The following is a 23704-nucleotide window of genomic DNA, read 5'->3' as shown; positions in this document are numbered from 1 at the left end:
CAACTTATACCTTTCAACAGGTATAATAATCAGAGCGCTACAAGTGAATATAAAGCCCTGTCTTTATCTATTCAGGAAGCCTGATAGTTGGAAAAACACCTTGACTATCCCTCTTGAAATAGCCTATCTTTCAGTGCTCAAAGTATAGCATTTGGTACCTTTCCGATAAGGGAAAAGGGCAAAGAGATCATTTAATCAGGCTTAAATAGGCCTAAAAGGGTATGCAGAAAATTAAGTTTCAATGCTTACCACCAGAAAATTTATGAAAACAACCACCAAATACTGGCTCCTCCACAGTTTAGGATTGATGCTTTTTCTGAATTATCCCTCTTTTTCCCAGCAACCAGTATACTTCGATCAGGGAATCAGCAGAAAAATTACTTTACCTGAAAGAGCAGGAAAAAATGTCCTCCAACTTTTTGCAAGAGGCGATTCTGTCCTCATGCTTACTTCACATGGCTTATTTACCTATTATCAGGGTTCCTGGTCAGGAAAACCTTATATAAGCGGATTGCAATTTGGGGCCATGGATCCTTCACACCAGGTTTGGCTTTCCAACGGGCGATCTATCTGGTCTGAAGGAGGTAAAAAAATCCCCAATCCTCCTTTGCATTCCGGGGAATCGATCACTTGCCTTGCCTGGGCAGATACCCAAACCCTCCTTGCCGGCAGCAGCAGGGGGCTGTTTGTCTGGAATGGGGAATGGAACCTGCCCCCAGCCCTGACAGAAATTAGCATCAACTCCCTTGCCATTGATTCAGATGGAAGCTGGTGGGTAGCCGGGAATAAAGGACTCTGGCGGCACAAAAACGAAATATGGGCCAATATGGACAGAATCGTTATGGCCCCGGGACATGAAAGCAGGTATATGGCTTTGGAGCCAACAGCTAGTGTAGGCAGCCTTTACTTTAGTTCAGCAAAAGCAGTAGGCAAATTAGCGGAAAGTGGTGACAACTGGCTGGCCAAAGGCTCGGATGGCTTGCCATACGGACCAGTTACCCGAATCGTAGAAAAAGATGGGGTGATTTGGATGGCAACTGCCAAAGGGCTGATCAAAAAAGATGGGGATTGGCAGTACTTTTCCGGGAAAAGGTGGTTACCGGATGACAGGGTCCAGGATATTTTAGCAATTGGAAATAAAAAGGTCTGGGTAGCTACTCCGCAGGGGATTGTGGAAATAGGGAGTGTACAGATGAGCCTGGAGGAGAAGGCAGACTCCCTGGAACATGTGCTTGAAGCCCGCCACAATCGACTGGGATTGATCAACCGCTCTAAACTGGCTATCCCTGGGGAGTTGAGCAGTAGTTTTATGGAAAACGAGGATAATGATGGGCTTTGGACCTCCTGTTACCTGATCGCCCAATGTTATCGTTTTGCAGTTACCAGGGACGAAACGGCGAGGGAAAGGGCCGTGCGAACCTTTGAGGCCTTGGAAAGACTGGAAACCGTCACCGGTATTTATGGCTATCCTGCCCGTTCCTATGCCAGAGCAGCCGATCTGGTCGCTCCTTCCCGCTCCCCACATCCCAAAAACTGGCATCTTTCAGCCGATGGGCAGTGGCAATGGCTGGATGACACCAGTTCGGACGAGATTGTGGGGCACCTGTTTTCTCTGGCCCTGTTTCATGAGCTGGTAGCCAATGACTCCCAACAAAAACAGGTGGTAGCCCTGATAGACCGGATTGTTGGTCATATAGTAGACCATGAATTCCAGCTTATTGATGCCGATGGACTTCCTACCCGCTGGGGCATATGGAATCCGGATTCGCTCAACCGGTCTTCCAACTGGATGTACGAGCGGGGACTCAATTCCCTGCAAATCCTTTCCCACCTGAAAACGGCCTACCATTTTACCGGTAAGCAAAAATATGAAATTGCTTATCGGTTTTTGGTCGAAAAAGAAGGATATGCTGTAAATGCCTTTACTGCTAAAATGACCGATCCATTTGAAATCAGCCATTCGGACGATATCCTGAATTTCTTTCCCTATCACAATCTGTTTCGGTATACCCCAAAAGAGGATCCTTCTTACCCCTTATACCTCAAAAGCCTGAGACGGTCATGGGAAGCGGTCCGAAGCGATCGAATGCCTGTATGGAACATCCTTAGCAGCAGCCTGCTAGGGGAAGCGCTTGATTTGGAAATTGCGCAGCAAATCTTAGAAGATTTTCCGCTGGACCAGGTCAACTGGTCTTATACCAACAGCCACCGCTGGGATATCAAACGAGATGAATTTCCTGGAAGGGGAGGAGTCGAACAGGCTTTAGTAGCTCTTAATCCCGGCGAAAGTAATGTTTCCCGCTGGAACACCAATCCCAAACAACTGGACGGCGGAGGAAAGGGACTGTCAGAGGAGAGTGGGAGTTTCTACCTGTTAGCCTACTGGATGGGACGGTATTACGGGTATTGGTAAAAAGATCAAAGAACCTGATCCTGGGGACAGACACTTTAAAAAAATGGAAGGGGCGGAACCAAAGCTGGTAAAAACAGGGAATAAATTCCGATACATAGGTGCCTGAGAGCATTAATTGTACCCTGCCGAAGGTAGAAGTAACCTGCCCTGATCTTTTTTCGCGGAACCCTGCAGGGTAATAATCATCACTTCGTGAATCGCTACTGTCAGGCTTCATTTTAAATTGGAAATCTGCGATTGAATTTTCAGAGTTGGCAAAAATTGATACTGAAAAAAATATACTGAGCAAAGTGTTTTACCTTAGACTTGCTCTCACCGACATCATAAACAGAAAGGAGTTGCAAGAAACCAGCTGTAATAGCTAGCCAAGCCTGTTTTAAAGATTGATTTTTTTGATCTAAGCCTGGGGAACCAGCATTACAGGCTCCTTGCCGGGGAAATAAAGAGCAATTTGGGCATAAAAAAAAGCATCCCTTTTGGGGATGCTTTTCGGAGGTCGAGAGCGGATTCGAACCGCTGTACAAGGTTTTGCAGACCTCTGCCTAGCCACTCGGCCACTCGACCTTTTGCTTAATTGAAGCGCAAATTTAGGTATAAATACTTCCGAATTCAAATACCTGGAGTTAAAAATATAATTTTCATAGACAGGGCTTTTCTTTGCCGATCGTATTGGAAATTCTTTTGGCCTACGCTCCGGCGTAAATTTTATTTGGCAAATATTGACAATTAGAGGTTATTTATAACAGTTCTAAATTAAATAAATGTTCTATAAAAAATTCATAAAATATTGAAATACAATAATTTACATTGACTACACAATTTTATCCCAATGATTTGGAGGCTGCTTCGGCAAGTTTGAAAAATAGAACTTGGGTAGTACATTTGTGGGGAATTTGAATTGCACTGAGGTAATCTGAAAAAAGTATATATAACTATGTCGATCATGCGCTCATCAAAAGGGGTTTCAATTCGCCTATATCACCTGCTGATCCTGTTTTTCCTGTTTTTGGGAGCACAGGCATATGCGGTAGACCCCGAAGTTCCGGACAGCGAGGATGCTATCTCTGCCGGAGAGTCAATTTTTAATGCCAACTGTAAAACCTGCCACAGACTGGATCAAAAGCTAATTGGTCCTGCCCTGCGCGGGGTTACCGACCGCAGGGAACTGGATTGGGCGAAGAGTTTTATTCTGAATTCCCAGGCCGTTATCCAAAGTGGTGATGCCACTGCCGTGGCTTTATTTAAAGAGTATAACAATACGGTCATGCCGGCCATGGACTTTTTGAGTGACGGGGACCTGATGAATTTGTTGGCCTACATTGAATATGGAGGCAAAGCGGATGCGGAGGCTGCTGCTGCTGAAGGTGGGGTAGCTGCCGGAGAAGGTGGAGGTTCAGGCGGGGGCATTCCCAGTGAATACCTGACCATCATCCTGGTGGTGTTGGTAATTGTCCTGATCCTGGTACTGGTAGTTCTGGGATTGATTGTATCGGTATTGACCAAATACATGAACAACAGCGACAAGCTGGATGAGGAAGATAAGGATTTTATCAACCAGAAAACGGATTACCTTGCTATATTAAAGAGTGATGGCTTTATCCTTATCATCACGACCATAGTCCTTGCCTTTGTAGTCAAAACTGCCATAGACGGCTTATATACGGTAGGCGTACAACAAGGTTATGCCCCTGCGCAGCCCATAGCCTACTCCCATGAACTGCATGCCGGCCAATACGAAATTGAATGTCAATATTGCCATACAGGGGTGGAAATAGGCAAATCTGCCAACATCCCGTCAGCCAATATCTGTATGAACTGTCACATGCACATCCAGAATGTAGGTGGCAAAGAGGGTATTTCCCCTGAAATAGCAAAAATTTACGATGCAGTAGATAACAATCAACCGATCGAATGGGTGAGGGTTCACAACCTTCCTGACCTTGCCTACTTTAATCATTCCCAGCACGTCGCTGTAGGCGGAGTTGAGTGTCAGACCTGTCATGGCCCCATCGAAGAAATGGAAGTGGTATACCAGCACAGCGCCCTGACCATGGGATGGTGTATAGACTGTCACAGAAATACTGAGGTCACGACTCAGGGAAATGAATACTACGATAAACTCGTGCAATTGCATTCCGAATCCAAAGATGCCTTGAAGGTCAAGGATATTGGTGGGCTGGAATGCGCAAAGTGTCACTATTAAATCTTTACGAACATTCTTTTCTTTAATATACAATGAAAGAAAATAAAAAGACATATTGGAAAGGGTTAGAGCAGTTGACGAACGATCCCGAGTTTGTAAAAAACGCAGATCAGGAATTCCCTGGCTTTACCGCTAAGAAAAATCAAACAGAAGATGGTGCTTCTTCCAGGAGAGACTTTCTGAAAATGATGGGTTTCAGTGTAGCAGCTGCTTCTCTGGCAGCTTGTGAAGCTCCTGTTAGAAAGGCGATTCCCTACGTGAATAAGCCTGTTGACGTAAACCCCTCCATACCTAATTATTATGCCTCTACCTTTGCCAACGGTGGTGACTATGCTTCGGTAGTAGTCAAAACCCGGGAAGGTCGTCCGATTAAAATTGATGGTAACAAACTTTCTCCTATCACCCAGGGAGGGACCAATGCCATTGTAGAAGCTTCAGTGCTCTCTTTATATGATAAGGCCAGATTGACAGGGCCACAGATCAACGGTCAGCCCGCTGATTGGGCTACTCTTGATGCAGAATTGGGCAGCAAACTGGCAGCTGCCGGATCCGTAAAAATTGTGTCAAATACCCTATTATCACCAGGTACGGAAAGGGCCATCAGCCAGATGGCCGAGCGTTTCGGAGATGTGGAACACATTACCTATGATCCGATTTCTAACTACGGTATCACAAAGGCCAGCGAGACCTATTACGGGTCAAAGATGTTGCCCTCTTACCAGTTTGACCAGGCCAAGGTAATCGTAAGCTTTGGAGCTGACTTTTTGGGCAGCTGGATTTCTCCCATAGAATTTGCCAGGCAGTACAGCAAGGGTAGGAAGATTTCCAAGGAGAACCCCAATATGTCCAGGCATTTCCAGTTTGAATCTACCCTTTCTTTGACCGGAGCAAATGCAGATTACCGAACTCCCATAGCCGCTTCTCAAAGTGGATTGGCTGTTTTGACCTTGCACAACCTGATCGCCCAAAAAGCAGGAGCTGGTACCGCAGGTGGAAACAACCTGGATCTGCCACACCTGGCCAAAGCCGCAGCCGAACTTTGGGCCAATAGGGGCAGTGGTTTGGTCGTTTCCGGATCCAACGATCCCAATGTTCAGGTGCTGGTGCATGCCATCAATGAGCTGCTGGGCAATACCGGAAGTACAGTTGATTTTCAAAATCCGGTTTATTACCGAAAAGGTGACGATAGCCGCATGAGCCAGTTCATTACCGAACTGAATGGCGGCAGGGTAGGCGCAGTGATTTTTTATAACTGCAATCCGGTATATGATTTTGGTGGTGGTCAGGCGCTGTCAGAGGCCATAGGCAAAGCTAAGGTATCCGTATCTACTTCTGAAGTAAAAAATGAAACAGCTGCTTTGGTGCAATACCTGGCTCCGGATCACCATTACCTGGAGTCATGGAATGATTTCAACCCAAAAAAGGGAATGTACAGTTTGTCCCAACCTACGATATCTCCCTTGTTCAATACAAGGCAGGCGCAGGAAAGCTTTTTAAAATGGGCAGGCAATACGACCAGCTATTATGATTTTCTAAGGGAAGGCTGGCAAATGCAATTTGAGGGCCAGCAGGAAACTGCTGACTTCCAGACTTTTTGGGACAAATGCCTGCATGACGGTGTCTATCAGGTAACTTCCACTGAAGAAGTGACTGAGCCATTGACTCCGGCAGGAGGTATCAGTGCTGCTGCTACAGCAGTTGGCAAGGCCTACAAGGCGCAGGGTTCGGGCTCAGAATTGATCGTATATACAAAGGTTGGCATCGGTTCGGGTGCATTTGCCAACAACCCATGGTTGCATGAAATGCCGGATCCCATCTCTAAGGCGACCTGGGACAATTACCTGACAGTATCCCAGAAATGGGCCAATGACAATGGTTTGAGCATGAAAGAAGGTGCCACCCAAATGGCCAGTGTTACCGCTAACGGAGTTTCTTTTTCCGTACCGGTACTTGTTCAGCCGGGTCAGGCAGAGGGGACTTTCGGACTGGCCCTGGGTTACGGGCGCACTTCCGCAGGCAGGGTAGCCGATGGCCTGGGAGTCAATGCTTATGCGCTGCTGAACGCCAGCAAAGGCTATGTCAACTATGATGTCACCGAAGGTGTGGAAATCAGCCTCACTGGCGAACCCTATAAAATAGCCCAAACTCAGACTCACCAGACTTATATGGGCAGGGATTTCGTCATACAGGAAGCTACTTTAGGAGAGTACAAAGAAGATGCCAGTGCAGGGCGTTATCACCCTGAGATTTATAAAGACGGAGAGTTTTTAAAGCCCAGCAAAATTTCCCTTTGGTCTGGACACAAATACAGCCAGCACCACTGGGGTTTGGCCATTGACATGAATTCCTGTATAGGTTGTGCGGCCTGTACGGTGGCTTGTCAGGTAGAAAACAATGTGGCCGTGGTAGGTAAGCAGGAAGTGCTCAACCGCAGGGAAATGGCCTGGATCAGGATAGACAGGTACTACAGTTCCCCTGAAGAAGCTACTTCCAATAAAGAACTGGAGCAGGCGGCTGATAATCCGGAAGTTACTTTCCAGCCGATGATGTGTCAGCACTGTAACAACGCTCCATGTGAGACGGTTTGTCCGGTAGTGGCCACCACCCATAGCTCTGAAGGTTTGAACCAGATGACCTACAACAGGTGTATCGGTACCCGGTATTGTGCCAACAACTGCCCTTACAAAGTAAGGCGTTTCAACTGGTTCAAATACCACGATAACAAAGACTTCGCAGGTGTGAACACAGCTCAGAATGATGATTTGGGTAAAATGGTATTGAACCCTGACGTTACGGTAAGGGCCAGGGGTGTAATGGAAAAATGCTCCATGTGCGTACAACGCATACAGGCTGGGAAACTGGCTGCCAAGCGTGAGAAAAGAAAGGTGAAAGACGGCGATATCAATGTGGCCTGTGCGGTTGCCTGTCCTACCGAAGCGCTGGTATTTGGCGACATGAATGATCCGGAATCCAGGGTATCCAAAATGCTGAAGATTGAAGAAAACTCTACCGAGGCCATTAAGGAAGTCAATGAAGAGCGGGCTTATCATGTATTGGAGGAAATCAATGTCAGCCCCAATGTTTGGTATTTTACCAAAATCAGAAATAAGGATAAAAACGAAGCTTAAAAATAAATCAGATAGATATGCAGGTTACTTCACCCGTACGCGAGCCGCTGGTTACCGGCGGTAAGACATACAAGGACGTTACCAATGATATTGCCAGGCAGGTCGAAGGAAAACCGACTGTAGGCTGGCTGCTTGGACTGGCGGTTTCACTTGGGACACTTTTGATTGGCAGTCTTGCCCTGGTCGCTACCCTATGGGAAGGCATAGGCATGTGGGGATTGAACAAGACCGTTGGCTGGGCCTGGGATATCACCAACTTTGTGTGGTGGGTAGGTATCGGTCACGCCGGAACATTGATCTCTGCCGTATTGCTGCTGTTCAGGCAAAAGTGGAGAACTTCCATTAACCGAGCAGCGGAGGCCATGACCATTTTTGCAGTAATATGTGCAGCCCTATTCCCTTTGATCCACATGGGCAGGCCCTGGATCGGGGCCATTTGGGCATTGCCTTTACCCAATACTTATGGATCACTTTGGGTAAACTTTAATTCTCCCCTGCTTTGGGACGTATTTGCCATATCTACCTACTTTTCCGTTTCTCTGGTTTTCTGGTACATTGGTCTGATTCCGGATTTTGCTACCATCAGAGACAGAGCTACAGGATTAAGAAAAACCATATACGGAGCATTGAGCTTTGGCTGGGACGGTGCTGCCAGGACCTGGATGAGGTATGAAAGTGTTTCTCTGATATTGGCCGGTTTGGCTACACCCCTTGTACTATCTGTACATACCATTGTATCCTTTGACTTTGCTACTTCGGTGATTCCCGGTTGGCATACCACCATATTCCCTCCTTACTTTGTGGCCGGAGCCATTTTTTCCGGCTTTGCCATGGTACTGACCCTGATGATTGTTACCAGGAAGGTATTCAAATTGGAGGATTACATCACCATTGGTCATATAGAGCTGATGAATATTGTGATTATCATTACCGGGTCTATTGTAGGTATTGCTTATATCACTGAATTTTTCATGGCCTGGTATTCCGGCGTTGCGGCCGAGCAATATGCCTTTGTGAACAGAATGTTTGGTCCCTACTGGTGGGCTTATTGGTCCATGATGACCTGCAATGTGATTTCCCCACAGCTTTTCTGGTTCAAAAAAATCAGAACTTCCATCGCAGCGACTTTTATCCTTTCATTGGTAGTTAATATCGGCATGTGGTTTGAAAGATTTGTGATCATCGTTACTTCACTTCACAGGGATTTCCTTCCCTCTTCCTGGGTGATGTTTTATCCGACCATCACGGATGTTGGGGTTTACCTGTTTACCTTTGGCTTTTTCTTCACTGCATTTTTATTGTTTGCCAAATTTTTCCCGGTGATCAATATGGCAGAAGTAAAAGCAGTTTTGAAATCTTCATCTGAAAAAACAATTAAATAATCATGGAAAGAGACAAGCATTTTATCCTGGGGATTTTTGACGATGAGGATATCCTATTGTCCGCTGTAAAGGAAGTAAGGGCTGCAGGAGTGAAGATTCACGAAGTATTTTCTCCCTATCCGGTGCACGGCCTTGATGAAGAATTGGGGTATACCAGAAGCCGACTTCCCATAGCTGCGTTTTTGTTTGGCTTATTGGGTACCACATTGGCACTGACCATGCAGTTTTACATGATGAAATTTGACTGGCCGATGATCATTGGAGGAAAGGACCATGCAGCTTTTCCGGATTTTATCCCGGTTACATTCGAATTGACGGTTTTGTTGGCTGCTTTTGGTATGGTAGGTGTTTTCATGATCAGCAGTAACCTGAAGCCCTGGGCACAACCGAGGATTTTTGATTTGAGGAGCACAGATGACAAACACGTTATGGCTATAGATATCGCCAGCAATGGTTCAGTTGACCTGGAGCAAATCAAGAGTGCTTTGAAGAACTCGGGAGCGACAGAAGTGAACAGTAAAAGTTTTGAATAAGTAATCAGGAGCAAATGAAAAGAGTAATTTCTATATATTCAATAGCTGTAGCAGGCCTGGCACTTGGATTGGCTTCCTGTGAAGCCGAGGGTGATTATCCGGGCACCGAATATGCCCCTCAGATGTACCATTCGGTACCTTATGAGCCATTGTCACAAATTAGAAACGAGGAAGAGGGCATGTGGCTTTCCAACAGGGAGGATGAAAAAGGGGAATTTTATAACAGCAACCCCAACAACCCCCATGGAATGAACATGCGGAAGCCTGTGGCCAATACCGTTCCCAGAAACCCGGATGGCATGTTGCCTTACCGGTTAAGAGTAGCAGATCTTGAAGGAGCAGCACTGGTAGAAAACCCCATTGAACTCAGTGATCAGGTTTTGGCGGAAGGACAGCAGCTGTATATACAATATTGTTCTTCCTGTCATGGTGCCGGGGGAGAAGGTGATGGAAAAGTCGGGGCAGTAATAGGCGGTGTTGCCAACCTCAAAGGCGGGGCGTATGTCAATTTGCCTGAAGGCCATATTTTCCATGTCATTACCCATGGTAAAGGCAGAATGGGGGCTCATGGATCACAGATTCCCGCAGACAGAAGGTGGAAAATCGTACACTATGTTAAACAAGAAATTCAAGCGCAATAATGGCACAGGCAAGCAATTATAATTTGGATCAAAAATTTGATTTTACCGCTCCGGTAAAAAAGGTTATTTTCTTCCTGGGCGGTTTGGGTGCTGTCCTTTTACTGATTGGAATCATTGCAGCAGCATTTGGAGGACATCATGGTGCGGGTGAAGAAGGCGGTCATGCCTTTCACTGGACCAAAAGATTGTATGCCAATTTGTGGATCAATAATGTATATTTTACAGGCATAGCCATTATAGGCGTATTCTTTTTCGCCATTCAGTATGCTGCCCAGGCAGGCTGGTCTACAGCTTTGCTAAGGATCATGATCTCCTTCGGAAACTGGTTGCCCATAGCAGCGGTCCTGATGTTGGCCACCTTCTTTATTGCCAATCACGATCTGTTCCACTGGACGCATAGCTATATTTTCGATATTAACGATCCGGAATATGACAGGATCATTGATGGAAAAGGTAACTTTTTCTATTGGCCCATGGAGAAAGGGAGTTTTCCCATATTTTATATTGTGAGGATGGTTTTGTTCTTTGGATTTTGGATTTTCTTTTTCAATAAATTGAAAAGCCTTTCCCTGGAAGAAGATATCAATGGAGGTACTTCCTATTGGTACACCATCAGGAAATGGTCGGCTATTTTCCTTGTGTTTTTTGCTGTTTCCTCTTCCGTTAGTGCCTGGGATTGGGTTTTATCCATTGATACCCACTGGTTTTCCACCTTATTTGGATGGTATGTTTTTGCTTCCTGGTTTGTGGCGGGACTGTCTGCCATTACCCTGGTAACTATTTTCCTGAAGGATCAGGGATATCTGGAAATGGTCAATCAAAATCACATCCATGACCTGGGAAAATTTGTTTTTGCTTTCTCCATTTTCTGGACCTATATCTGGTTTTCACAGTTTCTTCTGATCTATTATGCCAATATCCCTGAGGAGTCGGTATACTTTATCGAAAGGCTATCCAGCGACGTGTATGGACCGTATATATTTGTAAATATTGTACTAAACTTTGTTTTACCCTTCCTTGTTCTTATGACAAGAGATGCAAAAAGGCACAACATATTTCTTAAATTGGTTTGTACCCTCATCATCTTTGGACATTGGGTGGATTTCTTTCTCATGGTTCAACCCGGAACACTGGGGCATAATGGTGGATTGGGATTAATGGAAGTGGGCATGTTGCTGGTTTATGGTGCTGCGTTTGCATTTGTTGCTTTAAGCCATCTATCCAAGAAAAATTTGGTACCCAAAAACCATCCCATGTTGGAGGAAAGTTATCATCATCACATTTAAATAATACCGAAACAGTTATAAATTATGTACGGACTTCTTATTTCTATAGGTGTAATACTCCTGATCCTGGTGATTTGGATGGTATATAGGATTCAAACCTTGATTTCGGTAGCCAAGGGTTCTGATAAAAAGATTGCTACCACCAGTAATAAGGTAAATGCTTTCCTGATGATGGTGTTCCTTATAGGATGTGGGGTGTTGATGTTTTGGTATTCCATCAAAGAATTTGACAATTACCAAATGCCCATAGCATCTGAACATGGTATCATAACCGACAGGTTGTTTTGGATTACCATGGCTGTTACCGGTTTTATTTTCATTCTTACCCATATCTTACTGTTCTGGTTCAGCTACCATTACCAATACAGAGATGACAGGAGAGCAGCCTATTATCCCGACAACAATAAGCTGGAGATCATCTGGACTTTGGTACCGGCTGTGGTATTGACTGTATTGGTGGTATCCGGTTGGAAAGCCTGGTCAGACATTACCGCTCCAGCTCCTGAAGAGGCACATGTGGTAGAAATCATGGGTTACCAATTTGCCTGGGATATCAGGTACGGGGGAATGGACAATACATTGGGTGACTATGATTACCGGCTTACCAATGCTACCAATTCCCGTGGCATTGATTTTACAGATAAAAACTCATTTGACGATTTCCCTTCCCAAAACGTGGTGATTCCCAAAGGCGAGCCAGTTTTGTTTAAAATTCGGGCCAGAGACGTATTGCATTCTGTATTTGCGCCCCATATGCGCTTAAAAATGGATGCAGTGCCTGGGATGCCTACCCGGTTTTGGTTTGTACCTAATAAAACTACCGAAGAGATGAGGACTGAATTGGGAGATGAGGAATTTGAATTTGAAATTGCTTGTACCGAAGTATGCGGAAACGGACATTTCTCTATGAGAAAAGTTATTCGTGTCGTGGAGCCTGATGAATACAGGACTTGGCTGGCAGAGCAAACACCATTTATCAAAAGCAATCCTGATTTGGTAGCTGATTTACCAGCGGATTTGAAGGAATTGGCGGAAATATATATAAACGAAGAATAATATCATTGATTAAATTAAGATAACATGGCAGTAGCAAACGTATCGGCTCACGATGTTTCCAATCATGACCATCATGACCATGAACACAAAGATAACTTCATCACGAAGTATATATTCTCCACTGACCATAAAATGATAGCCAAACAATACCTGATATCAGGTATGTTCTGGGCTTTCATTGGAGGCTTTCTCTCTGTTCTTTTCAGGTTGCAATTGGGTTTCCCTGACATGGATCTTTCCTTTCTGAGACCTCTTTTGGGTGGATGGATTGATGCCTCCGGAAAACTGGATCCAAACTTCTACCTGGCCTTGGTCACCATGCACGGTACCATCATGGTTTTCTTTGTATTGACAGCAGGTCTGAGTGGTACTTTCTCTAATTTTCTGATACCACTTCAGATTGGAGCAAGGGATATGGCTTCCGGTTTTATGAACATGCTTTCTTACTGGTTTTTCTTTATTTCCGGCGTTATCATGTTTGCTTCTCTTTTTCTGGAAAAAGGTCCCGCAGCTGGAGGCTGGGTGGTTTATCCGCCACTTTCCGCCCTGGAGCAAGCCATACCCGGATCCGGATTGGGAATGACCCTTTGGCTGATTGCAATGACCTTTTTTATCGCCTCTTCCTTAATGGGAGGGATCAATTACATCACTACTGTAATTAATTTACGGACCAGAGGCATGTCGTTTTCCAGATTACCCCTGACCATTTGGGCATTCTTCCTTACTGCTGTGATTGGATTGTTGTCTTTTCCTGTTTTATTTTCTGCTGCCTTGCTGCTTGTATTTGACAGAAGTTTTGGTACCAGTTTTTACTTGTCTGATATTTACATAGGGGGTGAGGCACTGCCAAACACCGGAGGAAGTGCAGTCTTGTACCAGCATTTGTTTTGGTTTTTAGGGCATCCTGAGGTATACATTGTACTTCTGCCGGCATTAGGTATTACTTCTGAGATTATAGCTACCAATTCAAGGAAACCAATATTTGGTTATAAGGCCATGATCATTTCCATGCTGGGCATTACCATATTGTCTTTTGTGGTATGGGCTCACCACATGTTTGTGTCAGGGTTGAATCCATTTCTGGGTTCCATATTCATGTTCCTGACTTTGATCATTGCTGTTCCTTCTGCAGTAAAAGTATTCAACTACCTGACCACGTTGTGGAGGGGTAACCTGAGATTTACACCGGGGATGTTGTTTTCCATAGGTTTGGTTTCATTCTTTATATCCGGTGGATTGACCGGGATTTTCCTGGGTAATTCAGCCATAGATATACAGCTTCACGATACTTACTTCGTTGTGGCCCACTTTCACCTGGTAATGGGTTCAGCCTCCTTTTTTGGAATGATGGCAGGTGTATACCACTGGTTCCCGAAAATGTTTGGTAGAATGATGGATGAAAAGTTGGGTCACGTTCATTTCTGGCTCACTTTCGTCGGTGTGTACATGGTGTTTTTCCCCATGCATTACATTGGTATTGCCGGCTTCCCAAGAAGGTATTACAGCTGGACCAACTTCTCCTTTTCGGACATGTATACCGATTTGAATATGTTCGTGTCCGTGGCAGCCATTGTTACCTTTGTGGCACAGTTCATCTTTATATTTAACTTCTTCTACAGCATGTACAAGGGAAGGAAGGCTTCGCTCAATCCATGGCAATCCAATACCCTGGAATGGACAACACCCCTTCATCCCGGCCATGGAAACTGGCCTGGCGAAATTCCTGCTGTTTACAGATGGCCTTATGATTACAGTAAGCCGGGAGCCAGGGAAGATTTTATTCAGCAAACTGTGCCTTTATCCGCGACTCCTGAATCAAATCTTCCTCATGAGAATAAACTTGTTCAGTTGGAAAAAGAGATCATGGCTGAAGAAGGGGATGTATTGGTAGCGAATGAATCAAAAGAATCGTAATCATATTTACAGCTTCCGTAGGATAAGTTTTAATACTACGGTGGCTGTTTTCTTTCTTATCCTGGTCGGGGGAATTGTCCGTAGCTCAGGGGCAGGAATGGGTTGTCCCGATTGGCCAAAATGTTTCGGGAGCTGGGTTCCACCTACCTCGGTGGATCAGCTCCCAAAAAATTATGCGGAAATCTATGTTGCCCAAAGGGTGGAAAAGAACGACCGTTTTGCTTCCCTTCTGAGTTCATTGGGTTTTTCTGCCTTAGCCGTGGAAATTCAACAGGATAAAAGTATTCTGGACCACGAACCCTTCAATGCTACTAAAACCTGGATTGAATATATCAATCGATTGATTGGTGCACTCATAGGATTGTTAATCATTTTGACATTTGCTTATTCGGTTAGATTGCGGAAAGTAGATCCAAAAATTACCTTATTGGCTTTTCTTTCATTGGTGCTGGTCATATTTCAGGGCTGGTTGGGGTCAATTGTAGTTTCCACCAACCTATTGCAGTGGATGATTAGTGTACACATGATAGTGGCCCTCATTCTGGTGTGTTTGTTATTGTACATTCATTTCAGGTCCGGAACACTTCTTACAGGAAATAAGGGAAATAATTTGTCCAGTGGACAAAGCCCATCGGTTTACAGGTCGGTATTGGGCTTTGGAATATTCCTTATGGTATTGCAGATAATTTTGGGAACACAAGTGAGAGAGCATATAGACTTGATTGCAGCAGACTACGGTTACAGTGATCGTTTTGCCTGGATTGATGAATTGGGCATTACGTTTTATGTACACCGGTCTTTTTCCTTGGTTTTGTTGGGACTCCACCTTTACCTTGCCTATAGCTTTTATAGGCGAAAAGATATCAATCCGGCGATTTTCAGGCAATTCAGTTGGCTTTTGGGATTATTGCTGACGGTGATATTGTCCGGCGTATTGATGGCTTATTTTGGGATTCCTGCTTTTATTCAGCCCATACATTTGTTATTAGGATCTCTTATTATTGGATTTCAGTATTATATTTGGCTTGAGTTGGGTGTAGAAAAAATGCATCCTAAAAATATTGCTTTGGTATGAGTACATTAGGTTTATCTGAAAAGTTTTTTTTCGACACGCTGGCTGTAAGGTTACGCGCTTATATGGAATTGCTTAAAGTAAGGTTATCGGCATTGGTTACTTTTTCTGCCGTGTTTGGTTTTATTTTGGGCCATTCCGGGCAGGTGTTTTCCTGGAGCACCTTCGTGGCGCTTATCGCTGGTGGCTTTCTGGTAAGCGGGGCCTCAGGAGCAGCCAATGAGATAAAGGAAAGAGAATATGACAAGCTGATGAAGCGAACCCAAAACCGCCCACTTCCCATGCAGGTCATTTCCGTAAATGAGGCCTACTGGTTTACCATTATATCGGCTGCGTTGGGAATAGCTCTCTTAGGTTTTTTTACCAATTGGCTGACTACAAGTCTGGGTGTTTTGAGCATGATTCTTTATGTGTTTTTATACACCCCTTTAAAAAGGGTAGGCCCTATAGCTGTACTGGTAGGGGCCATTCCCGGGGCCATGCCTCCGCTTTTGGGCTGGACAGCTGCCACGGGTAGCATTTCCTATGAGGCACTGATTATATTCGGTATACAATTTATCTGGCAGTTCCCTCATTTCTGGGCCATTGCCTGGGTGAGTGATGAAGATTATAAAAAAGCTGGATTTAAGCTGCTTCCATCCGGTGGTCAGAAGGATTTGAATACGGCCATTCAGATTATGATCTATACCCTGTTTTTACTGCCACTTGGTTTGTTGCCTACTTATTTCGGTTTTACCGGTTTAAATTCAGGTGTGGTGGCTACTATTTGTGGGGTATTGTTTTTGGCGCAGACTTTTTCGCTGATGAAAGACTGTTCCAGAAAATCAGCCTTAAAAATCATGTTCGGATCCTTTCTGTATTTGCCGATAGTACAAATTGCTTATTTATTGGATAAAATTTAGTTTGGTATGGAAGAGAAATTAGCATTTGTAGAAGGGGCGGAACAACCCCTATCCATGCATCCGAAGAAATTTGCCTTATGGCTTTTCATTGTAAGTGTGGTCATGATATTTGCTGGTATGACCAGTGCGTACATTGTTCGTCAATCCGAGGGAAACTGGTTAGAATTCGATTTACCTAATGTTTTTTGGTATTCTTCGGCTATCATTGTTCTGAGCAGCATCAGTCTTCATTGGGCTTACCTTTCGGCGAGAAAGGACGATTTCAATACCCTCAAAATCGGATTGATCATCACCACAATACTCGGGCTGGGCTTTTTGATAGGTCAATGGTACAGTTGGGTGGCACTAGTTGCTCAGGATGTATATTTCGTGGGTAACCCGGCAGGTTCATTTATGTATGTTTTTACCGGTTTGCATGGAATACATCTGGTTAGCGGTGTGATTTTTCTAATTATTGTATTAATTTCGGCTTTAAGAAATAAGATTCATTCTCAAAATTTGTCACAGTTGGATATGTGTGTGACTTATTGGCATTTTTTGGGAGGCCTTTGGTTGTATTTGTTCATGTTTTTGCTTTTAAATCATTAAAATATAAGTTAATTTATATCCTATGTCTTCGACTGCTATTGAAATCCAATCTAAAAGAGGTGTTTGGGGTGGAGGAAATGAACCGCTAAAGGCCAGTTATGGAAAACTGATGATGTGGTTTTTCCTGCTTTCTGATATTTTTACTTTCACGGCCTTTCTGATCACCTATGGAGCTATCAGGGTCAGTTATCCGGCTTATGGGGGAGAAGCGGCTGATTTTGTCAGTTCCAATGAGTATTGGCCCATTCCTGAAATGATCTTTGATGCTGTTCCTTTTGTACATGGAGGCCATTTTCCTTTGGTCTTTGTTGGACTGATGACCTTTATCCTGATCCTTAGTTCAGTGACAATGGTATTGGCAGTAGAGGCTGGCCACAGGAATGATAAAAAAGATGTGGTAAAATGGATGCTTTGGACCTTATTGGGAGGCATTACCTTTTTGAGTTGTCAGGCCTGGGAATGGACACACTTTATTCATGGCACAGATGAAGGTGCCATGCTTACCTATGTCAATTCTTTGGGCAACGTGGTTTCAGAAACCGTGTATGGGGCAAATCTTATTGTCAATGAATACGGACCTGCACCCTTTGCACAATTGTTTTTCTTTATCACGGGTTTTCACGGTTTTCACGTAACAATCGGAGTATTCCTTTTGTTTCTGGCCTTTTACCAGGCGGCTGTAGGTGTTTACGAAAACAGGGGGCATTATGAAATGATTGAAAAAATCGGACTGTACTGGCACTTTGTAGACCTGGTTTGGGTATTTGTATTTACCTTTTTCTATCTGATCTAGTATATATAAAGCATATTTGACTTATGGCACAAGAAAATAAAAGCGGGCTGGAAGTAATTCCGAGAGATTCCGCAAAAATTAAGAAAATCTGGATGACGGCTTTGATCCTACTGGTGGTAACGGCTGTAGAATTCTTATTGGCTTTCACCATGGAGCGGGGGATGTTCCTGTATATCATCTTTATCGTACTTACCATAGTTAAGGCCAAGTACATCATGATGGAGTTCATGCACCTGGGAGATGAAGTCAAGCCTTTGTTTTATTCCATTATCGTCCCTTTGATCTTTCTTATCTGGTTGATCATCGCCCTTTTCAAGGAAGGTTCCGACATCTTCTTGATGCGCTGGTAAATGAGGTAAATAATTGTAAATATATGAATGGTTGGAGTGGAATCTTCAACCATTTTTTTTGTTATAAAGGTTATGAAAATGTTGCGGTTTATTCAGATCATGGTGTTGGTCTGTGTGTTGATGATTCCGGTATTGATTATCTTGTTTTTAAGGGGTTTCACCTCCAACGAATATGATATTCCCATTCTGTATGAGCAAGGGGTAGAGGATCCTTATCAGGAATGCGATTATGGCGAAAATACGGGACAGCATTTTATCCCTGAATTTGTTTTTACAGATCACCTGAACAGGAGCATTGGCAGGGAAGACATGGAGGGAAAAATCACTATTGTTGATTTTTTCTTTACAAGCTGTCCCAGTATTTGTCCGGTAATGTCTGCAGAGATGGAGCGGGTACAGGATGCCTTTCGGGATGAGGAGCAGGTACAGATTTTTTCCATCAGCATTGATCCGGAATATGATTCACCTGAAGTTCTGGCTGCTTACGCTGACAGGCACATGGCAGAAAAAGACAAATGGTATTTCCTTACCGGTGATAAGGAATTGACCTATGAGTTGGCCAGATGTGGCTTTGTATTGCCCACCATTGACGGGGAGGGTAATCCGGATGATTTTATCCATAGCGATAAATTTGTACTGGTAGATGAATCTGGCAGAATAAGGGGTTATTACAGTGGCACGCAAAGAGAAGGGGTGGATCAATTGATATTGGAAACAAAAATTTTGCTTTATGATAAAGAATAATGCCGGCCTTGAAGTTCAAAATAAGGCCATTACCGGTTGGATTACCTTCATCTCTGTTTTGGTCCCTATTCTTGTGGCCGTTTTGCTATTCATGCCATCAAAAGTAAGCATAGGAGAGGAATGGGTTTATTTTCTCCCTCACCTCAATGCTGTGATCAATTCGGCAGCTACCATTGCCTTGTTGTTGGGAGTTTATTTTATCAAACAGCGAAAAATCACCTGGCATAAAGTGTCCATGACTACAGCTTTTGGACTGGGAGCAGTATTTCTTATCAGTTATGTGATATACCATGCAGCAGCAGAGAGCACCTCTTTTGGAGGAGAGGGCTGGATCAGGGGACTGTATTATTTCCTGTTGATTACTCATATAGTCCTTGCCGCGGTGGCTCTGTTTCCCATTTTGTGGGCTTACTATTATGGATACACCGGAAAATACAGTAAACACCGGTCTGTTGTCAAATATGCCTTCCCCATATGGTTGTATGTGACCGTTACCGGCGTAATTGTGTACCTCATGATCAGTCCTTACTACAGCCATTGAAGCCTGAAAGAACTTTATTTAACCTGAAACCGTTTATTTACTGATGAGTAAGTTTATAAAATTTCTCTTTGCTTTGTTTTTGTTTAGTGCTGGTACCTTGCAGGTGTCCTTAGCCCAATGTGCCATGTGTCGGGCTACAATAGAAAATAATGTCAGCAACGGCGACACTACAGTGGGGGCTGGATTAAATTTGGGAATCTTGTATTTGTTTGTTGCTCCATATATCCTTTTGTCGGTTCTGGCTTATATTTGGTACAAAAATGCCAAAAAGAAAAAGAAGTTTTCATTTCGGTAGGTTTATTCCGCGGTAGCATGGTTTTTTCTAACTTCCGAATTATTTTTTATTGATTTGCTTTTCGGGAGTAGATTAGAACAGATTTTGCTGGTAAGCTACTGAATAGAGTATTGCTAACCCTCCTGTATGCTTAAGAAAAGAAGGTTAATTCTGATGATTTCCATACTCCTTTTAGGAGTGGTATTGTCATTGAATTTTTTCCTGGATTATGGTGAAACCCATGAGCCAGAATTGCACTTATCAAAACTGGAGGAGCGACTTGCCGAGGTGATCAAGGGTTTTGATGCCGATTACATCCAAATTGTAATGGGAAACGGGTCCAAAAGCGAAATTGCTTTTTCTACTTTGAATGTCACGCACCAGTACCCCTTTTACCTTTTTTCCGAAGAAGGTGAGTTGGTGTATTGGTCTGATATTGAAATGGTTCCCGATTTTGAAAGTTTTTCGGTTACTAAAAAATACCAACTCTTAGAGAATAACCGCGGAGTATATTTTACCAAATTAAAAAAAATCTCCCGCAACGATCAATATTATTGGTTGCTCCAGGTGCATCCGCTGATCAGCAAAGTAAACATAGAAAACCAATACCTGGCCGATGGTATCAATGAGGACACTTTCGGCAATGATCGATTCGTTTTATCCCCTCATAGTGAAGAAGATTATCAGGATGTCTATTTCGGTGAGGACTATTTGTTTTCTATTCTTTTCCGGGTAGGGTATAGTCCGCCGGGTCATGCCACCAATTCTACCTTGTTGGTATTTTTCTTTTCTCTATTGGGTCTGGTACTGATCATCGGGGGAGATTTTGTGTATACAATTTGGACCAAAGGCAGGAAATTATTAGCTACCCTGTATACCTTTTTAATTCTTGCTTGCATCCGGTTATTGATGTTGTCGTTTAACTTCCCAAATGATTTTTTTCAGGCTGGAATATTTGATCCCGGATTGTATGCCTCTTCCATAATCAACCCCAGCCTGGGGGATCTGTTGCTTAATGTCATTTGTTATTTAATCGTTTTGAGCATGGTAATTGCCATATTGGGACAAAAGCGATTACTTTTCAATTTTATTCAATTCAGAGAAAAATATGCGGATTGGGTTCATTTGTCCGCAGCTTTCCTGCTTTCTACCCTGCTGATGTTTTTATATTTTTTCCTTTACCTGAACATTGTAGAAAATGCACAGTGGAACCTGAATATTGAGACCATTCCCAATTTTAATTACCTGAAGGCAATAAGTCTTTTTGTGGTTTTTCTGGGTGGAGCCGGTTACCTGTTATTTACCCTCATCGGGTTAAATATGGTCCTTTACAAAAAAGATAGTGATAAATTTTATTCCCTGAAGGTGCTCGTTGCCTTTTCCCTGCCTGTAGTGGTATTTTTGATCTTCTGGAATTTTATTTTATTGATTGCATTCCTTGCCCATTTGATCCTTTTGGTAGCTATCATAAGTTTCCGCTTGTATGATAAATTATTCAAGTTGGAGTTCAATACCTTCCTGACCTTCTTTTTTGCTTGCCTGATAGGAGCCGTGATTACAGGAGCAGCATCATTTCATCACCAAAGGAATGATGAAGTAAGGTCCAAGCAAAAGTTCGCCAATAACATCATGCTTGACAGGGATGTGATGGGAGAATTTTTACTGGAAGAAATAATGGATAGAATAAGATCGGATCTGTTTATCCAAAACAGAATTGCAGACCCGCTGCTCTCCAAAGAACCGATAGAGAGAAAATTAAGGAAAATTTATCTCAGTGGGTATTTTGATCAGTATAGTCAGAAAATAGCCCTTTACAATCCATCTGGCCAAAACCTCACTAACAAGGAGGATGAACCGGACCTGGAAGAATACAAAAGACAGTACATGAACAGTGATTACGCCACACATGTGCATAATTTGTTTTATGTCAGGTCTACAGAGACCAATATGGGAAACAGGTTTGTTTCCTTTATTAAGATTCAAAAAGCGGATGCTTTCCTGGGCACCATTGTTATCGAATTGAATCAGCAGCAGATGGAGTCAGGAAAGGCCTTTCCCAAATTGCTGATGGATAATAAGTATGCTTCCAATTACATTGAAAATGATTTTGATTTTGCCATTTTTGATGATGGTGTATTGGAGTACAGTGCTGGCTTGTACAGCTACCGGAGCGAAGACATGGAGGAAATCTTTCAAAACCAAAACCTTTATCAAAAAGGAGTACATCTTGGAGGATTTCATCATTTTGGTGTACAGTTCAACGATAAAATCATTGTCATTACTTCCGCACAATATCCCAACAACTATATTCTTGCTGACGTAGCCTTCTTTTTTGTCTGTTATTTGATCTTCACACTGATCTCGATCAGTGTTTTTCTGTTATTGGCTGGAATCAACCAACTCCGTTACAACTATGCCACTAAACTTCAGTTGTACCTGAATTTTGCCTTCTTTTTTCCCATGCTGATCATCAGTGTGATATCGGTAGGATTTCTTAGCCATTCCTATACCGAGGACCTGAACCGGCAATATTTTCAAAAAGCGGGTATTATCCGGGAAAATCTAAGCAGGAGTGTAGCTGGAAATCAGTTCAATGGGCTGAATAAAGAGGAACTCAACGATGAATTATACGCTCTTGCGAGTGCAACGGATACGGACATCAATCTTTATCTTCCTGAAGGCAAGTTATTGGCCACCAATCAGCCTGCCATCTTTGATAAAAAAATCCTGTCTCATTTCCTGCATCCCAAAGCTTATGCGGCCATTATAGAATCCATGGAAAACCGGCTGCTCCAAACCGAATGGGTAGGAAACATGCAGTTTAAAACCGTTTACCTGGCTTTGAAACACGCAGAAAGCCAAAAGCTGCAAGCCATCATTGCCATTCCCTTTTTTGAGGCCGAGGAAGAGCTGAACCTGATGATCACTGAGGTTTTCAGTAATATCCTGATCATTTTTGTGGTGATGTTCCTTATATTTTTAATCATTTCTTATTTTGTCTCCAAGCACCTTACCCAACCATTCCGATTGCTTACCCAAAAGCTCAAAGAAACCAATCTGGAAAACAACGAATACATGGTATGGCCGTCAAAGGACGAGATAGGCTTGCTGGTCAATGAATACAACAACATGTTGTTCAAGCTGGAAACCAGTAAAAAGGTGCTTGCTTCCAATGAAAAAGAGTCTGCCTGGAGAGAAATGGCCAAGCAGGTAGCTCACGAAATCAAAAATCCGCTTACCCCTATGAAACTTACCTTGCAGCACCTGTTGCGCCTGCAGGGTGAAAACAAATTGAATCATGCCGGAGCCCTGGATAAACCCATTATGTCTATCATTCACCAGGTGGACACCCTGAGTGACATTGCCAGTTCCTTTTCTACGTTTGCTAAAATGCCTCTTCCCCAAAACAAGGAACTGGATTTTCGGGAAGTCGTGACGGAAGCGGTTTCCTTGTATTGTAACAGAGAGGACGCCCTCATTGAATTTGAAGATGAAACCCCCGGGGAAAAGGGAATCATTATCATGGGAGACCGAAAACTTTATGGCAGGGTGATTTCCAATCTGATCATCAATGGTATTCAGGCCGTTCCGGAAGATAGAAAACCCATCATTCACATTCAACTTACCATTGAGAATGAAGCCCAGGTAAAACTAGCGATCAGGGACAATGGCAAAGGTATTGATGCGGATTTAAAGGCAAAGGTCTTTCTACCCAATTTCAGTACCAAATCCGAAGGATCAGGTTTGGGTCTGGCCATAGCCAAAAGAGGGGTAGAAACTGCGGGTGGCAAAATATGGTTCCAAACGTCCAAGGATTCGGGTACGGTGTTTTACCTGCTTTTTCCTCTGGTGGCTTAAGGGGTAAAATTATCCGGCAGAAATTG

At 43.5% G+C, this 23704-nt stretch carries 18 protein-coding genes and 1 tRNA gene; 18 read left to right on the top strand and 1 reads right to left on the bottom strand.

What is annotated here, in order from left to right:
* The first annotated feature begins 262 nt into the window (after nt 1-262).
* Nucleotides 263-2413, top strand: a complete 2151-nt coding sequence (locus tag HUJ21_RS00650) for a transcriptional regulator (protein ID WP_291366422.1) — start codon at nt 263-265, stop codon at nt 2411-2413.
* A gap of 493 nt (nt 2414-2906) precedes the next feature.
* Here HUJ21_RS00650 and HUJ21_RS00645 read toward each other — a convergent pair.
* Nucleotides 2907-2977: transfer RNA gene (locus HUJ21_RS00645), tRNA-Cys, on the bottom strand.
* Between the two features lie 370 nt (nt 2978-3347).
* Between HUJ21_RS00645 and HUJ21_RS00640 the strand changes: the two genes are divergently transcribed.
* From HUJ21_RS00640 to HUJ21_RS00560, 17 genes are all read left to right on the top strand, one after another.
* Nucleotides 3348-4616, top strand: a complete 1269-nt coding sequence (locus tag HUJ21_RS00640; protein ID WP_291366420.1) for a c-type cytochrome — start codon at nt 3348-3350, stop codon at nt 4614-4616.
* A 32-nt stretch (nt 4617-4648) separates the two neighbouring features.
* A complete protein-coding gene (locus HUJ21_RS00635; RefSeq protein WP_291366418.1) occupies nt 4649-7744 on the top strand; it encodes a TAT-variant-translocated molybdopterin oxidoreductase in 3096 nt (1031 codons plus the stop codon).
* Nucleotides 7745-7761: 17 nt separating this feature from the next.
* Nucleotides 7762-9126, top strand: a complete 1365-nt coding sequence (gene nrfD, locus HUJ21_RS00630) for an NrfD/PsrC family molybdoenzyme membrane anchor subunit (RefSeq protein WP_166148994.1) — start codon at nt 7762-7764, stop codon at nt 9124-9126.
* A gap of 2 nt (nt 9127-9128) precedes the next feature.
* Nucleotides 9129-9659 (top strand): DUF3341 domain-containing protein, encoded by a 531-nt coding sequence (locus tag HUJ21_RS00625; RefSeq protein ID WP_291366415.1) that lies wholly within the window; start codon nt 9129-9131, stop codon nt 9657-9659.
* A gap of 14 nt (nt 9660-9673) precedes the next feature.
* Nucleotides 9674-10300: a cytochrome c gene (locus tag HUJ21_RS00620; protein WP_291366413.1), complete on the top strand. Its 627-nt coding sequence runs from the start codon at nt 9674-9676 to the stop codon at nt 10298-10300.
* Complete coding sequence (locus tag HUJ21_RS00615) at nt 10300-11586, top strand: quinol:cytochrome C oxidoreductase (protein WP_291366411.1); 1287 nt, start codon at nt 10300-10302, stop codon at nt 11584-11586. The genes HUJ21_RS00620 and HUJ21_RS00615 overlap by 1 nt, the downstream gene beginning before the upstream one ends.
* A gap of 24 nt (nt 11587-11610) precedes the next feature.
* Entirely contained in the window at nt 11611-12642 is a 1032-nt protein-coding gene (locus HUJ21_RS00610) for a cytochrome c oxidase subunit II (RefSeq protein ID WP_291366409.1), read from the top strand.
* Nucleotides 12643-12666: 24 nt separating this feature from the next.
* Nucleotides 12667-14556 (top strand): cbb3-type cytochrome c oxidase subunit I, encoded by a 1890-nt coding sequence (locus HUJ21_RS00605; RefSeq protein ID WP_291366407.1) that lies wholly within the window; start codon nt 12667-12669, stop codon nt 14554-14556.
* On the top strand, nt 14537-15631 hold the full coding sequence (locus HUJ21_RS00600; RefSeq protein ID WP_291366405.1) for a COX15/CtaA family protein: 1095 nt from the start codon (nt 14537-14539) through the stop codon (nt 15629-15631). The genes HUJ21_RS00605 and HUJ21_RS00600 overlap by 20 nt, the downstream gene beginning before the upstream one ends.
* Nucleotides 15628-16530 carry a heme o synthase gene (gene cyoE / locus HUJ21_RS00595; RefSeq protein ID WP_291366403.1) on the top strand — a complete coding sequence of 301 codons (903 nt, stop codon included), beginning with the start codon at nt 15628-15630 and terminating at the stop codon, nt 16528-16530. The genes HUJ21_RS00600 and cyoE overlap by 4 nt, the downstream gene beginning before the upstream one ends.
* Before the next feature lie 6 nt (nt 16531-16536).
* Entirely contained in the window at nt 16537-17118 is a 582-nt protein-coding gene (locus tag HUJ21_RS00590; protein WP_291366401.1) for a cytochrome c oxidase subunit 3, read from the top strand.
* A gap of 22 nt (nt 17119-17140) precedes the next feature.
* Nucleotides 17141-17911: a cytochrome c oxidase subunit 3 gene (locus tag HUJ21_RS00585; protein ID WP_291366399.1), complete on the top strand. Its 771-nt coding sequence runs from the start codon at nt 17141-17143 to the stop codon at nt 17909-17911.
* A 23-nt stretch (nt 17912-17934) separates the two neighbouring features.
* Nucleotides 17935-18261: a cytochrome C oxidase subunit IV family protein gene (locus tag HUJ21_RS00580; protein WP_291366397.1), complete on the top strand. Its 327-nt coding sequence runs from the start codon at nt 17935-17937 to the stop codon at nt 18259-18261.
* A 72-nt stretch (nt 18262-18333) separates the two neighbouring features.
* Nucleotides 18334-19005 carry an SCO family protein gene (locus tag HUJ21_RS00575; RefSeq protein ID WP_291366395.1) on the top strand — a complete coding sequence of 224 codons (672 nt, stop codon included), beginning with the start codon at nt 18334-18336 and terminating at the stop codon, nt 19003-19005.
* The gene (locus tag HUJ21_RS00570; protein WP_291366392.1) at nt 18992-19546 is read left to right on the top strand and encodes a DUF420 domain-containing protein; all 555 of its coding nucleotides are present in this window, start codon (nt 18992-18994) and stop codon (nt 19544-19546) included. The genes HUJ21_RS00575 and HUJ21_RS00570 overlap by 14 nt, the downstream gene beginning before the upstream one ends.
* A 43-nt stretch (nt 19547-19589) precedes the next feature.
* Nucleotides 19590-19841, top strand: coding sequence for a hypothetical protein (locus HUJ21_RS00565; protein ID WP_291366390.1), 252 nt, complete (start codon nt 19590-19592; stop codon nt 19839-19841).
* A gap of 126 nt (nt 19842-19967) precedes the next feature.
* Entirely contained in the window at nt 19968-23678 is a 3711-nt protein-coding gene (locus tag HUJ21_RS00560; RefSeq protein WP_291366388.1) for an ATP-binding protein, read from the top strand.
* The last annotated feature ends 26 nt before the right edge of the window (nt 23679-23704 follow it).

Origin of the sequence: Cyclobacterium sp., assembly GCF_014762705.1 — a bacterium.
GTDB lineage: Bacteria > Bacteroidota > Bacteroidia > Cytophagales > Cyclobacteriaceae > Cyclobacterium.
This window is presented reverse-complemented; position numbering and strand designations above follow the sequence as displayed.